General features: G+C 62.2%; 12 protein-coding genes. 7 read left to right on the top strand and 5 right to left on the bottom strand.

Annotation, left to right across the window (positions count from 1 at the left end; all coding sequences use genetic code 11):
- The first annotated feature begins 136 nt into the window (after positions 1-136).
- Positions 137-3,289: a discoidin domain-containing protein gene (locus AB6O04_RS18125; RefSeq protein WP_368565684.1), complete on the top strand. Its 3,153-nt coding sequence runs from the start codon at positions 137-139 to the stop codon at positions 3,287-3,289.
- 246 nt (positions 3,290-3,535) lie between these two features.
- Here the strand turns inward: AB6O04_RS18125 and AB6O04_RS18130 are convergent, their stop codons facing one another.
- Entirely contained in the window at positions 3,536-4,048 is a 513-nt protein-coding gene (locus tag AB6O04_RS18130; protein ID WP_368565686.1) for a DUF1697 domain-containing protein, read from the bottom strand.
- Between the two features lie 217 nt (positions 4,049-4,265).
- Between AB6O04_RS18130 and AB6O04_RS18135 the strand changes: the two genes are divergently transcribed.
- The 3 genes from AB6O04_RS18135 to AB6O04_RS18145 all read left to right on the top strand — a co-directional run bounded on the left by AB6O04_RS18135 (position 4,266) and on the right by AB6O04_RS18145 (position 6,345).
- On the top strand, positions 4,266-4,595 hold the full coding sequence (locus tag AB6O04_RS18135) for a DHCW motif cupin fold protein (protein ID WP_368565688.1): 330 nt from the start codon (positions 4,266-4,268) through the stop codon (positions 4,593-4,595).
- 69 nt (positions 4,596-4,664) lie between these two features.
- Entirely contained in the window at positions 4,665-5,876 is a 1,212-nt protein-coding gene (locus tag AB6O04_RS18140; RefSeq protein ID WP_368565689.1) for a serine hydrolase domain-containing protein, read from the top strand.
- Between the two features lie 115 nt (positions 5,877-5,991).
- Positions 5,992-6,345 carry an excalibur calcium-binding domain-containing protein gene (locus AB6O04_RS18145; protein WP_368565690.1) on the top strand — a complete coding sequence of 118 codons (354 nt, stop codon included), beginning with the start codon at positions 5,992-5,994 and terminating at the stop codon, positions 6,343-6,345.
- Between the two features lie 7 nt (positions 6,346-6,352).
- On the opposite strand, the gene AB6O04_RS18150 is transcribed toward AB6O04_RS18145, so the two are convergent.
- Positions 6,353-7,192, bottom strand: coding sequence for an arylamine N-acetyltransferase (locus AB6O04_RS18150; RefSeq protein WP_368565691.1), 840 nt, complete (start codon positions 7,190-7,192; stop codon positions 6,353-6,355).
- 261 nt (positions 7,193-7,453) lie between these two features.
- Between AB6O04_RS18150 and AB6O04_RS18155 the strand changes: the two genes are divergently transcribed.
- Both AB6O04_RS18155 and AB6O04_RS18160 read left to right on the top strand, forming a co-directional pair.
- Entirely contained in the window at positions 7,454-7,900 is a 447-nt protein-coding gene (locus AB6O04_RS18155) for a VOC family protein (RefSeq protein ID WP_368565692.1), read from the top strand.
- Between the two features lie 204 nt (positions 7,901-8,104).
- Positions 8,105-8,377 carry a hypothetical protein gene (locus tag AB6O04_RS18160; protein ID WP_368565693.1) on the top strand — a complete coding sequence of 91 codons (273 nt, stop codon included), beginning with the start codon at positions 8,105-8,107 and terminating at the stop codon, positions 8,375-8,377.
- A 188-nt stretch (positions 8,378-8,565) separates the two neighbouring features.
- Here the strand turns inward: AB6O04_RS18160 and AB6O04_RS18165 are convergent, their stop codons facing one another.
- On the bottom strand, positions 8,566-9,582 hold the full coding sequence (locus AB6O04_RS18165) for an NAD(P)-dependent oxidoreductase (protein ID WP_368565694.1): 1,017 nt from the start codon (positions 9,580-9,582) through the stop codon (positions 8,566-8,568).
- Between the two features lie 51 nt (positions 9,583-9,633).
- On the opposite strand from AB6O04_RS18165, the gene AB6O04_RS18170 reads away from it, so the two are divergent.
- Positions 9,634-10,485, top strand: a complete 852-nt coding sequence (locus AB6O04_RS18170; protein WP_368565695.1) for a helix-turn-helix domain-containing protein — start codon at positions 9,634-9,636, stop codon at positions 10,483-10,485.
- Between the two features lie 542 nt (positions 10,486-11,027).
- Here the strand turns inward: AB6O04_RS18170 and AB6O04_RS18175 are convergent.
- Both AB6O04_RS18175 and AB6O04_RS18180 read right to left on the bottom strand, forming a co-directional pair.
- Positions 11,028-12,023: a hypothetical protein gene (locus AB6O04_RS18175; protein ID WP_368565696.1), complete on the bottom strand. Its 996-nt coding sequence runs from the start codon at positions 12,021-12,023 to the stop codon at positions 11,028-11,030.
- A 420-nt stretch (positions 12,024-12,443) separates the two neighbouring features.
- Positions 12,444-13,520 (bottom strand): alpha/beta hydrolase, encoded by a 1,077-nt coding sequence (locus tag AB6O04_RS18180; RefSeq protein ID WP_368565697.1) that lies wholly within the window; start codon positions 13,518-13,520, stop codon positions 12,444-12,446.
- Positions 13,521-13,623 lie beyond the last annotated feature (103 nt).

A 13,623-nucleotide genomic window follows, 5' to 3' on the forward strand; every position in this document is an offset into this window, starting at 1 on the left:
TCTACCAGAGCGCATCCGCCGACCCAATTCATGGTGCGCTGCGACTGGCATGTAAACGTTTTCATCCCTAGTATCCGGCGTCTTGAAGCCGGCTGCGGCGGGCTTCATTCCCCTGAGCCCGCCCCCGGTAAGCCGCATGCCTACTGAATCCGTCCGCCTTTTCTTCTCGCCCGCATGGCTTGGGCGCTTGGCGGTGCTCGCCGGGCTATGCCTGCATCTGTCGTCCGTGTTTGCGCAGGACCGGCTGCCACCTCGTGAGCAATGGCAGGCCACCAGCTCTTCCAGCACGCAACAGACCATGGTGCCGCCGTTCGGAATCGATGGCGATCCGACCACTCGTTGGGGTGGCCCGTTTTCGCCGGGGCATTGGTATCAGGTAGATCTGGGCCGTGTCGCCACGGTCGGCGGGGTGATCCTGCAATGGGACTACGGCTTCGCCCGTTCCTACCTGATCCAGTATTCCAACGACGGGCAGCAGTGGCAGACCGCCTTCCAGACCCGCGACGGCAGCGGCGGCATCGAGTACCAGATGTTTCCCGCGGTGAAGGCCAGATACCTGCGATTGGCGGCGCCTGAGCGCACAGCGGATTGGGGCGTATCGGTGTTCGAATTCGAACCATTGGCGCCACGCGAAACACCCCGCATCAGTGGTACCGATAACGACAAGGACGCGGTCGGTCTGTGGGTGGCCGCTTCGCCGCGCACAGTGGAGTCGCGCGGCAAAACGGCGGGCACGCGGCAATTGGACATCGCACTGCCGCGGCCGTTGCCGCTGGCGGGATTGGAGGTGTTCTGGCGCGGCACTCCGCGCAGTGCGCGCCTGGAAGGTCGCGAAGAGTCCGGACGCTGGATCGCCTTGTCCGATGATCCCGACGCTTACGGCGAAACTTCGTTTCTTGCGGCGAACGAACCGCATACGATCGACGCGCTTCGCTTGACCGTCGCCGATGGCGCGCAGTCGACCGAGGTGCAGCGCCTGCGGCTACTAGGCCCGAAGCAAGTAATGACACCGATGCGGCGCTATGAAATCGCTGCCTCGCGCCGGCACAAGGAATTGTTCCCTTCTTCGCTGCATGCCAAGCAGGTGTATTGGACGGCCGTAGGCATTCCGGCCGGACAACAGAAATCCGTGTTCGACGAATACGGCAACCTGGAAGCCTTCAAGACCGCTCCGCTGGTACAGCCGCTTTGGCGCGATGCCTCGGGCCGCGCTGCCGCTGCGTTCGACGCCGACCTCAAGCACAGCCTGCGCAACGGCTGGATGCCTATGCCGACCGTGCAATGGTCGCCGCAACCGGGCCTGCAGTTGAGCAGCGAAGCCATCGCCATCGAGCAATCCGGCGCGCCCGTCACGCTGGTCCGCCATCGGCTGACCAATACCGGTTCGACGGCGATCGAAGGACAGTTCGTACTGCTCACCCGACCGATGCAGGTCAGTCCACCATGGCAGAACGGCGGTCTGTCGCCCATCCATGACATCGCGATCGAAGGCGATGACAAAAGCCAAGCCGTGCGTGTAAATGGACGCGTGCTTTTCCACGCACTGACCGCCGCCGATGCCCAGGGCACGGCGCCGTTCGGCGCACATGGCGAAACCGAAATCACCCGCTACGCAGCCGAAGGCAAGGTTCCGGAGCAAACCCGCACACAGGACGAAAGCGGGCTTGCCGCCGGCATGTTGTCCTACCGCGTGCAACTGGCGCCGGGCGCGCACCGCGACATCGTGCTCGCTTTCGCACTGGGCAAGGACCGCATCGATCCCAAGGCCAAGCGCCTGCCCAATTCGCCCGCGCTGGACAGAAACAACTTGCTCGGCAACGCACGCGATGCAGGCGCCGCATTCGACAAGCTGTCCGCGCAAGTCGAGCAGCAATGGCAGTCGCGTCTGGGCAAGATCGGGCTGTCGTTGCCTGACGCTTCCCTGGTCGACATGGTGCGCGCGCAAGCGGCCTACATGCTGATCAACCAGACCGGCCCGGCCATGCAGCCCGGTCCGCGCAACTATGACCGCTCCTTTATCCGCGATGGCTCGGCCACCGCCGCGACCCTGCTGCGCATGGGCATGACGAAGACCGCGCGTGATTATCTTCGTTGGTATTCCGATCATGCCGTGCACGAAAACGGCTTGGTCTCGCCGATCCTCAACGACGACGGCACGGTCAACACCGGTTTCGGGTCGGATATCGAATACGACAGCCAGGGTCAGCTGATCTGGCTGATTGCCGAAGTCGCGCGTCTGGATGGCGGGCCGGACAGCGTGCGCGACTATCAGCCCAAGGTGAAACTGGCACTGAAATTCCTGCAGGAACTGCGCGAGCGCACCATGGTCCCCGGCTACCAGGCCGAACACGAAGCGCCGGAACGTTTCCACGGCATCATTGCGCCATCCATCAGTCATGAAGGCTATCCCACGCCGACACATAGTTACTGGGACGATTACTGGGCGCTCAAAGGCTGGCACGATGGCGCATGGCTGGCCGAACAATGGGGCGACCGCGAAACCGCAGCCTGGGCGCGTGAACAGTATGAAGCGCTGAGCAAGTCTGTCGCTGCATCGATTCGCGCGACGATGAAGTGGAAAGGCATCGACTTCATTCCGGCCTCCGCCGATCTTGGCGAAAGCGACCCCACCAGCGTATCCATTGGCATTGATCCCGCCGACCAACAGGCGTTGATGCCGGCCGATGCACTGGAACGCACCTTCGCACGCTATCTGGACAACGTGCGCAAGCGCGACGAACCGAATTCGCTGTACGCCTACACGCCGTACGAGATGCGCAACGTATTGACCTACGTGCACCTCAACCAGCCGAAGGAAGCCAACGAACTGCTGATGAACCTGCTGCGCCACCGGCGACCGGCCCAATGGCAGGTGTTGGCGGAAGTCGTCTATTCCGATCTTCGCCATGCCATCTATCTCGGCGACATGCCGCATACCTGGATCGGTTCGGAATACGCCCGCTCCATCTTCGGCATGCTGATGCACGAAGCCGACGATCATCTGGCGCTGTTGCCGGGTACGCCGCCGTCTTGGGTCGCGGGTGATGGGCTGAGTGTCAGTGCGTTGCCCACCGCTTATGGCGCGCTGACGATGTCGGCGCGGCGCGAAGGCGACCAGCTGCATGTCAAGCTGGGTTCCGGATTGCGTAAAGGCACCGCCCTACAGGTCAGCTGGCCGAGTCGTGAGCGGCCCGTGCGAGTGACCGTCGACGGCAAAGCGATAACGGACTACAACGCGGATGGCGTCCGTATCGGCAAACCGTTCAAGGAGTTGGTGGCGCAGTGGTGAAGGCGAGGAGTCAGGTAGCCCGGATAAGGCCAAAGGCCGCATCCGGGGGTGCTTCACACGGAAACTCCACGTTCCCGCCCGAATAACCTAGCCGTAGGATGCGGTAAGCCAAAGGCGCACCGCATCGTTCGCGTTCTTTCCACACCCGAGAGTTTCCTTGCTTCGGGCGCTCGACCGATGCGGTTCGCTTTGCTCACCGCATCCTACTTTTCCACGTGCCATTCGTGCGCATCGCCCAGGCACGGCTCAGCGTTCCCCCGCCATCTCCACCAGCTTCGCAACCGTATTCATGTTGCGTGCCGTGCCGGTCTTGGCTACCGGTATGACCAGCTTGGAATCGGCCATGCCATCGCCGTAGTGCACGTAGATCTCGCGCTTGCCGAGGACGATTTCTTCGTCCTTGCGGTGCTTGACGGTTGCCAGCGCATCCGCGGGCGGCGGCGCGTCCAGGAAGATCGCCACGGTCCGGTTGGACGCGGCACCCGGGAACGGATTGGCGGCCAGCACCTGCGCCATTTCAGCGGGGGTACGCACCAGCACGCCAACGGGTTTGCCCGCGTAAGCAGCCAGCGCGGCTTCCAGCGACGCTTTTACCTGCTTGGCGGCAAAAGTACTGGTGAACACCACATTGCCGCTGGCGATATAGGTACGCACCTGTGCAAATCCGGCGGCTTCGCACATCGTGCGCAATTCGGCCATCGGCAACTTTCCGGTGCCGCCCACGTTCACGGCGCGCAGCAAGGCGATATAGGTATGCATGTGGAAAGGATAGCGGGAATGGGGAATCGGGAATCGGGAATCGGGAATCGGAGAAGCTCTTGCTTTACTTCCCCTTTTTAGAAGGGGGGCTGAGGGAGATTTGCTTTTGCTTTCTAAAAAAGCGAAAAGCAAAAGCAAATCCCCCGTCGTCCGCTGCGCGGACGCCCGCCCCCTTCAAAAAAGGGGGCTGCTCACACTCTGCTGGTGCAAGGCTCCCATGCAACTAACCGATATTCCATTCGACACCACAGACTGGTCCACGCTGGAAGCCACCGCCCACAAAGGCGAGCACGGCCTGGCGTATTGGCGCACGCGTACCTTTGGGAATATCCGCGTCCGCATGGTCGAGTACACGCCGGGTTATCTGGCGGATCACTGGTGTGTGAAAGGACACATCCTGCTATGCCTGGAAGGCGAACTGCATACGCAGCTGGAGGATGGCCGTGAGTTCGTCCTTAAGTCCGGAATGAGCTATCAGGTGGCGGACAACGCCGAACCTCATCGTTCCTATACGGCAACCGGGGCTAAGCTTTTCATTGTCGATTGACTCGCGAACGCGGATTTATCCTAAAAGCGCCTCCCTGCTTTCAGCGGATTAATAACCTTGGATCCCAGCATGTTGCGAAGCCTGTCCTTCTGTTCTCTGACGGCGATCCTGTTGGTCGCAAACGTTGCCGACGCCGTGCAGCCCACAGCGGCGGTCAGGGTAGCCTTCGACCGCAATGGCATCACCGCGGTGCGCGCGGACGGCGTGGCCGACAAAAACACCGCACGCCGGATCACCGCCGATGACCCGGTTCGGATCGCCTCGATCTCCAAGCTGGTCACCGCCATCGGCGTGATGCGGCTGGTAGAAGAAGGCAAGCTGGATCTGGATGCCGATGTTTCCGAATTGCTGGGCTGGCAACTGCGTCACCCTGCTCACCCGCATATTCCCATCACCTTGCGGTTGCTGCTGTCGCATCGTTCCAGCCTCACCGATGCGGCGGGTTACTACGCCGTACCGCTGGATGGGGAGCTGAAAGACATCTTGAAGGACCGACGCGCCTGGGATCGTGAGCACGCTCCCGGCACCTATTTCCGCTACACCAACTTGAACTTTCCGTTGGTGGCATCGGTGATGGAAAAGGCGACGGGCGAGCGTTTCGACAAACTGATGGACCGGTTGGTGCTGCACCCGCTCGGTATCGCCGGCTGCTTCAACTGGGATTCGTGCGATGACGCGACCGCCGCCCGCGCCGTGGTGCTGTACGACCAGGATCACAAGCCGCTGCGCGACGACAACCGCGGCGGCAAGCCAGCGTGTTCCGTCGTGCCTGCGCGCAATGGCGAATGCGATCTGTCTCGCTGGCGGGCCGGCAGCAACGGTGCGCTGTTCTCGCCGCAGGGCGGACTGCGTATTTCCGCGAACGGCTTGGCCAAGGTCGGAAGAATGCTGCTTGGCGACGGCAGCGTGGATGGCGCGCGAATATTGACGCCGGCCTCTGTGCAGACGTTGGTGCAACCCGCCTGGACCTACGCGCCCGGCAATGGCATGACTTACGAAGAAGACGATAGCGGCCAACCGCATGAAGGCTTCTACTGCCGCTATGGCTTGGCAGTACAGACCCTGGCAACGCTGCGCGAAGGCTGCAGAGACAACCCATTCGGTGACGGCGTCGCCCGCGTCGGCCATGCCGGCGCGGCGTATGGATTGCTGTCGGGCTTGTGGGTGGATCGCGACGCCGGCACCGGCGTGGCTTACTTTGCTACCGGTGTGCCGGATGCACCGACCGGCGTACGCTCCGTCTTCAGCGCTGTCGAGGAAAAACTGGCGCGCGTTCCGTAGTTGCGTTGCCGATTGAAGGATCGGTAGGACGGGTCGAGCGCAGGACGGACCGAGCGTCACTCTTCCGTTTGGCATGGACCTTGCGTCGCTCTTTCCGTCCTTGGGAGGGATCGACATGAAATGCGTGCTTATGATCTGGGTGCTGTCCTTGGCTGCCGCTCCGGCTGCGTGGGCGCACGGCGGCGGCCTTAACAAAGACGGCTGCCACAATGACCGCAAGAACGGCGGCTATCACTGCCACCGCGGCGGCGGCAGCTTCACAGTTGCACCCGCGCGCGACATACCGCGCGATGACCTGGCGCCGGCGCCTTTTGCTCCGCCCCGGAATGCTCCCGGCGGAGCCTTCGCGAACTGTGCCGAGGCGCGCGCCGCAGGTGCGGCGCCGGTGCGCCGCGGCCAACCGGGCTACGGCACGCATCTGGACCGGGACAACGATGGCGTGGGTTGCGAGCCCTATCGTAGGAAATGATCGGTGGTTAAGCGGCCTGCTGTTCGCGTTCGAGCAGGCGCTCCATGGCGAGGCGCAGTTCGGGCTGCGCCGGCACTCGGATACCGAATTCATTGCGCAATACCGCAACGATGTCGTCCACGCTGCTCAAACTATGATGCTCGCTGGGAGTGCCAAGGCGATGCACCGTGAAGCGATTGCCTTGCAGCGTCTTGCGCAGCCCGGCGCCAGTGCGTGCCGCCGTCAAACGACCACGGAATGATGAATCCGGATGCGTGGCCACGTACCAGTTGCCCACTTCCAGATCGACCAGTTCCTGGGGTTGCAGGTCGAAGCGGTACATCGCGCGCCATTCGCCGGTCACCTCCGCACTCAGCAGGAAGGCCTCGCCCTGCCGGATGATGCGATACGGCTCGTGCGGCGTGGACTGCACCGCTTCGGTGTCCAGACGTAATGGTGCGGTGGGCACCATGCCGCCGAAACCGACGTCGGCTATGTACGGCGCTCCGTCGACGGTAACCAACACCACCAAGTGAGTGCGCGCGGTGATCGCATCTTCCGGCCCGCCCATCACCACGCGGCCGGTCAAGGCGCGCGCGTCGAAACCCAGGTGATGCAGCAATGCCAGGAACAAGTGGTTGAGTTCGTAGCAGTAGCCGCCACGCCCGTCGTGCAGCAGCTTGCGCTCCAGCGACGACAGGTCGACCGGCACGGGCAGGTGCAGGAACGTGTTTATTGTCTCGAATGAAAACGTCTGAGTGTGCCGCTGCACCAGCTGGCGCAGCGTTTCCAATGTGGGCGGCGGCGCGGCAGCATAGCCCAGGCGTTCCAGATAGAGAGCGGAATCCTTCAGCGACGGGGAAGTCATGGGTACTCCTGGCTGATCTGTGCAGGCCCACAACGGTAGAACCTCAATCCTGGTTGAGGTCAAGCGGCCTGTGGTTTCGACCGCGGTCGGTTCACGATGACCTATGCCACCCAATACCTGTCATTCCGGGCCAGGAGAGGAGATCTGCTTTTTTTTACACGAAAGAGCTCCTCCCTTACGACCGGGCGGAGCCGTGTCGATCCATGCCACCCTCGTTCGTCGTCACATAGTCCGCATGTGCGGAAGACAGGAGCAACCATCATGGTATCGGCAGTCAATCCTTATCTGAACTTCAAGGGCAATACGCAGCAGGCCTTCGATTTCTACCGCTCGGTGTTCGGCGGCGACTTCGCCGGCGTGATTCGCTACGCGGACTTTCCCGGCCACATGGGCGTCGCCGAGTCCGACCGCGACAAACTGGCGCATATCGCATTGCCGCTGGGCAAAGGAAACGTGCTGATGGGAACGGATGTGGTGGGCCAGCATGGCAACAAGCCATTCACCCCGGGCAACAACTTCTACATCTCCCTGTCTCCGGACGATGCCGACGAAACAAACCGGTTGTTCACCGCGCTGTCGGCGGGCGGCCAGGTTGAAATGCCGCTGCAGCAGACCGAGTGGGCAGAGCTTTTCGCCTGCGTTGTCGATAAGTTCGGCGTGCAGTGGATGCTCGACTACACCGGCAACGTGAAATTTTCGTTCTCGTAACGGTTCGCGGACGACGCATCGGGTGGGCCCCGGCCCACCCAAGCTACCCTCGCTTTTCGCAGCTGACGTCGCGGGGCGGGCTTGAGTCCGCCCTATGAACATCGTACGACAGCCACTTCACACCTGCCTGCGGACAATGGCGACACGCCATCGCGCCAGAACCCGCCGCGCGGTGCAGCCTATTTCTGGTGGAAGGAGGCAATGATGGATACCAATGTTCTGGCCAGCGGCAGGGATATCCTGAGCCTGGTGATATTCGCTTTCCTGTGCATATTGGCGATCCTTTGGATCCTGGTGCCCTTCGCGGTATTCGGCGTCAAATCGTTGTTGCACAGTCTGATCGCGGAACAACGCCGGACCAATCAAGCACTGGAGGCGCTGTCTGAACAGTTGCAGGCCAGTGCGTTGCGGCCGGTTGTTCTGCATGATCCCGCGCCTACAACGCGTGTGGTGGATACCGGTCCGACGCCCGGTTGATAAGCAGAACGGTGTTTCGCGCTGCGAAAGCGTGCTGTCTTGACTTGATAAGACCGCTTTTTTTGTAGGAGCGCCGTCCTCGGCGCGAGCTTTTGATTTGTTTGTGGCACCGGTGAGAAGAGCGCGCGGCGATGGCGAATGGTCGCCTCGCCGAGCGCAGCGGGCCCGTCGGCTTCCACCCGCCCTGCTTACTGTTTGCCGCGCAGTACCTTGATGATCGCGGCCACTTCCTCGTCGCCATAACCCGCATCGGCCGCACGCTGGAACAGGCCGGACACGAACGAGGGAAACTCATCGTTGATGCCGGTGTCGCGCGCAGCCTGTGCAATGCGCTCCGTGGCTTCGATCGATATCTTCAGCGGGCTTTCGCCTACTTTGAAGTCGCCCGATTGGATCACGTCACCTTCGTACTTGAGGAAGTCCGTTAGCGTCGGACCGATCCCTGCGACCAGCGCCCCATATTGATCCACCCGGAAGCCCGCGGATTCCGCGATGCGTGCACCGTGGAAGAAACCGATCGCCGCGCCATAGATATACGACAAGGTTGCCATGTCCATGGCCGATGCGGCGCCTGCGTCCTCTCCCAGATAGCTGAGTCCGCCGCCGAACACGCGTAGCAGCGCTTCTTGTTCGCGGAAGGTGGGCTCGGCGCCGGACAGCAGAATGGGAGTGTCGGCGCGACCCATCTGGCTGGGCGCAGCCTGAATGGCGCCGTCCAGATAAGCACTGCCCTGGTCACGCAACCATGCTTCAAGATCCCGAGCTTCCTGCACGCCGCCCGTGCTCAACTGGATCAGCAATTTTCCCGCCAGCGCGCCGGCAACGCCGTCCAATGCCAGGATCGCGCGCGTGGCCACGTAGTTGTGGACACACACCACGATCACCGGGCTGGCCGCAATTGCGGCGGCAGCGCTGGGCGCCAGCACCGCGCCATTCGCCACGAGGTCGGCCTTGCCCGCACTGCGATTCCACACCGTCACCCGATAACCACCGTCCAGCAGCAGTTGCGCCAGCGTGCTGCCCATTTGTCCTAATCCGATTACCGTCGCTTGTTTCATTGTCTGCTCCGTTCTGTAGTCGCCCGGTCCGCGGTTGCGGGATTCGTGTGGGCGGGTGCGCATCCTGTCGCCAGCGGACGATGACGTCGCGCCGAAACGGACCCGGACTGAGCACATTCGGACAATGGGATGCTGTGTCCACCGCATTGGGCCAATCGAAACAGGACAATGGCCTTCGGCCTTAGCCCGGAGACTTCCATGAATCTCGCCACCCTCTCCAATGCCATGCCGTTCAACGCGGCGGTGATGGATATCGCCGCCGCCACCGCTTTAACGGGTGGTATGCAGGTCGAGCGCATGGTGACCCGGCCGGGTCCGGTGACGCTGGAACCGGCAGCGGACCACCGCATCAAGATCCACACCGGCGCGCCGGTGACCGGCACCTGCCATAGCGGCCGGTTCATGTACCAACATGGCGACATCGATCTATTGCCGACAGGCAGCAGCGACGACTGGGTGGAAGATGTCGCCAGTACTTCGGTGATCCTGCGATTCCCGCCTGCGCTCATGACGCGCGCGGCGGAGCACATTGGGCTGGATGGATCACGGGCCAGCATCACGCCACGGCATAATTTTCGCGATGCGCAGATCCAGCATATCGGCTGGGCATTGGATGCAGACCACGAAGCCGGACATCCCAGCGGCCGTGTCTACACCGAAAGCCTGAGCATCGCGCTGATCGCGCATCTGCTCGCCCGCCATCGCACCGCGCCGGCAACGCCGCCGGCACGTGGCCTATCGAAGCAGCAATTGCAGCGCGTGACCGAATACATCGATACGCATCTGGATGATGATTTGTCGCTGTTCCAACTGGCGCAGGTCGCGGGGATCAGCGCTTCGCATCTGAAGACGTTGTTCAAGCGGTCGATCGGGATGCCGGTGCATGCCTATGTGGTTCGGCAACGCGTCAATCGCGCGGTGGAGTTGCTGCGGCGGGGTGATCTGCCCGCCAGCCATGTCGCACTGGAGGCGGGCTTCTCCCATCAGAGCCATATGTTGCGTTGCATGCGGCGGGTGTTGGGGCGCCCCGCGATAGCGTCGAGTCAGTAGCAATGAGGCCGTCGCAACGGCAGGCGATAGCGAATCTTCAAAGGTGCTTGTTGTAGAGCCGAGATTCTATGTTGGCCGTCAAGCCGCTGGCGGCAGCGTCGGCATAGCATCCTTGTGGGAGCGACGTGAGTCGCGACCGGAACCATCAACGTCGCGACTTACGTCGCTCCCACAGAAGATGTGTCCGCGCTTCTGTAGAGCCGAGCTTGCTCGGCTGCCCTAGAAGCGGATTAGCGGTTATTCGCCATTGCCAGCCGTTGCAACGGCCTCATTACTACTGACCCGAAGTTATCGCGGGGCGCAGCTCCGCTCTACGAGAGGCCGCTCGCTGTTTCGTTCTATCTTTTGTATGAAGCCAGCTGCCGATCGGCGTACCACCGTGCTTGGTCATAGGAGCCATCCTGTGGGAGCGACGTGAGTCGCGACCGGGAACATCAACGTCGCGACTTACGTCGCTCCCACAAGGAATCCATCCGTGCTTTTTAGAAGCGTCATTCTGAGGCGCCGGGAAGTCCTGCCCTGTTTTTCTACCATTTGTTCTTCTATTTTTTGCACGGCGCTAGCTGGCGATCGGCGTACCACAGCGCTCGGCGCGCCTGGTCGTAGGCGTTGTCGGCGGTACGCGGCAGCAGGTGTTCGGCCTGGACGGGATCGGCGCCGCGGGCCATGGCGTATTCGACACGCTGCAGATCGGCCAGGTGCGATTGGACGGGTGCTAGCAAGGTCTTAGTTCGGGTCGGGTCGCACCCGGCGTGGCGCTTCTCAAGTTCGCTCACTGCCTGGCGTATGCGGCGGCTGGCTTCGCCTTTGAGGTCTGGTGCTTTTTCGAATGCGATGGGTGCGGACTTGTAGGCGTCGCCGGTTTTCTCGCTACCCAGGTCTCCTGAGCGTTCGTGCAGCCCGGGGTTGAAGCGCACATCTGGCGGTGGCCGCGGTGCGGCTGGCTGGGTGTCCTCGCCGAAGATCAGTTTGCCGATGGATTCCATGCGTTTGCCAAGTTTCTGCGCGGCGATGTCGCCCGCGGTGCCGTCGCTGACCCAGTCCTTGTCGAAGCGTGTCTTGCGGTAGTCGATGGGATTGGGGCGTTCCAGGACTTGCTTCGCCCTCGCCAGTTCGCGTTCGTTGGGTGTGCCAGGCGGACTGGTCGACGGAGCGGGCCCCATCGGATCGGATGACATGCCCGGCGGCAGCTTCGCCCGCCCTTCCCGGGTGTACAGCTTGGTGGCCACTGAGGGAGCAGTGGGCGTGGTCTGCGGCCGGCGCGGCGGCAGTGCGGGCGGAATGGCTTCCGGAGTCCGTGCTGGTGCGCTGGCCTGGTCGCCCGCGCGGTCGGGCTGGATCGGGGGCAGCGCGCGCGGCGGGATGACTGATGGCTCCCTTACGCGTTCAATGAAGGAGATCCGCATGCGCTCGCCTTCTTCGCGCGGCAGCAAGTGCGGACCCTTGAGAAGCTGCCGGCCCATCAGCAGCAATATGATCGCGGTGACCACCACGGCCACGACGTTGGGAACGAACTCATCATGGAAAGCCCGCTTCACCAATATCGATCATCCCGGCCAACGAAAGTATTCGGCAGTCTATTGACGCCAACGCGAACGCTGGTTGACTGGGATTCTCATTGGGAGTTCCTGGGCTATGCGATTCCGTTGTGTGTCCGGTCAGGCAGGCGGATGGGCGCCCGGTTGGAATCGCGTGATCGTGCCCACAACGCACGCTACTTCATCCGTTCGACATCTTGATTCATGTCATCCGGCGGCTCGGAGCGGCCACGTAGGATGCGGTGAGCAAAGCGAACCGCATTGATCGCGGCCCCGAAGCAAGGAAACTCCCCTCCCACGGAAAAACGCGAACGATGCGGTGCGCCTTTGGCTTACCGCATCCTACACTCGCCATGACCAGCCATTCGGCTGTTGAGAAGCTTTTTCGGCTCACACTGGGACCTGGCGCCTAGAGCCCGACTATCTACCCAGGTGCTTGTCGAAAAACTTCGCGATCACCGCGTAGGCTTCTTTCGACTCCGGTAGCTCCGGATCGGAGAAGAACGAGTGCCACATGCCATCCCAGACGTGCAGGTCGGCTTCCACACCCGCATTGGTCAGCAGCCGGTGGCTTTGCAGTACGGCGCTCATGGCGGAGTCGCGCGTTCCGGTGATCAGCAACGTCGGAGGGAAGCGCTTCAACATGTCGGGCGAGTTGGCCGGAAGCACCAGTGGGTCGGCTTCATCGGCGCCTTTGAAGTAAGGCAAGCGTTCGGTGATCGGTATAGGACCGCTGCCGACCGGGTCGCCACTGAGCGCCGGTGAAACGTACGAGGAATCACCGCCCAGCGGCGCGATGGAGCCGCAGAAGGTGCCGATGGCACCGGGCACCGGAATACCATCCTTGATCAACCGCGCCACGACCTCTCCGGTCAGTATGGCGCCCGCGGAACAACCATAGATGCCGATGTTCGCAGCCGGATAGGTCTTCAGCAGCGCTTTGTAAACGGTCACTACATCCTCGGTGGCGGCGGGAAAGACGTGCTCCGGTCCTTGCCGATAATCGACGCCGATGACTTTGATCTTGCCGAGCGCCGCCACCGGAATGGCTTCCACCAGCGCACCGCTATGCGCACCCCACAGGAAAGCACCGCCGTGCAGGTTGATCAGCACCCGTTGGCGGTTAGTGGACGCGATGCCGTCGGCAGGTTCGACTACGTCCGCACCCACGCCGGCGATCGTCTGTGTGGACAGCTTCACCGGGTAAAGCTTCTTCATGCGCTCGGCGCGATCGGCGTTGATCTGGTCGTAGAAGCGGCGAGGCGCTTCGATGCCCCCTTCCCAACCCGGCGTCTGTTTGCTTTCCACCAATATCTCGCGAAATCGCTTCAATGATTCCGGCGAGGCGAACATCGAATAGGGCACGGCAAAACTGGGCAGCGTCATGCTGCCGTCGTCGGAACCGACAACAGGACGCGGAGAGGGAGGCGGTTCCACACCGTAGGAAACGTTTGCCAGGCTCAATAACCCGGTAAGCAAGAACAGAGATGCGCGCATGCTGTTTCTCCTCGATGGTCTTCGCCGCAGCCGAATGTAGCAATCGCAGGCGGCGCCCTCGTCGACAATCCTGAAGCGTCTTGTGAACGTAGGATGGGTCGAG

Source organism: Pseudoxanthomonas sp. UTMC 1351 (genome assembly GCF_040948865.1).
GTDB lineage: Bacteria > Pseudomonadota > Gammaproteobacteria > Xanthomonadales > Xanthomonadaceae > Pseudoxanthomonas_A.

Bases quoted from the DNA above. Each gene is read 5' to 3' on its own strand.
- AB6O04_RS18125 (WP_368565684.1), top strand. From the start codon at position 137: ATGCCTACTGAATCCGTCCGCCTTTTCTTCTCGCCCGCATGGCTTGGG.
- AB6O04_RS18130 (WP_368565686.1), bottom strand. From the start codon at position 4,048: ATGCATACCTATATCGCCTTGCTGCGCGCCGTGAACGTGGGCGGCACC.
- AB6O04_RS18135 (WP_368565688.1), top strand. From the start codon at position 4,266: ATGCAACTAACCGATATTCCATTCGACACCACAGACTGGTCCACGCTG.
- AB6O04_RS18140 (WP_368565689.1), top strand. From the start codon at position 4,665: ATGTTGCGAAGCCTGTCCTTCTGTTCTCTGACGGCGATCCTGTTGGTC.
- AB6O04_RS18145 (WP_368565690.1), top strand. From the start codon at position 5,992: ATGAAATGCGTGCTTATGATCTGGGTGCTGTCCTTGGCTGCCGCTCCG.
- AB6O04_RS18150 (WP_368565691.1), bottom strand. From the start codon at position 7,192: ATGACTTCCCCGTCGCTGAAGGATTCCGCTCTCTATCTGGAACGCCTG.
- AB6O04_RS18155 (WP_368565692.1), top strand. From the start codon at position 7,454: ATGGTATCGGCAGTCAATCCTTATCTGAACTTCAAGGGCAATACGCAG.
- AB6O04_RS18160 (WP_368565693.1), top strand. From the start codon at position 8,105: ATGGATACCAATGTTCTGGCCAGCGGCAGGGATATCCTGAGCCTGGTG.
- AB6O04_RS18165 (WP_368565694.1), bottom strand. From the start codon at position 9,582: ATGCGGTGGACACAGCATCCCATTGTCCGAATGTGCTCAGTCCGGGTC.
- AB6O04_RS18170 (WP_368565695.1), top strand. From the start codon at position 9,634: ATGAATCTCGCCACCCTCTCCAATGCCATGCCGTTCAACGCGGCGGTG.
- AB6O04_RS18180 (WP_368565697.1), bottom strand. From the start codon at position 13,520: ATGCGCGCATCTCTGTTCTTGCTTACCGGGTTATTGAGCCTGGCAAAC.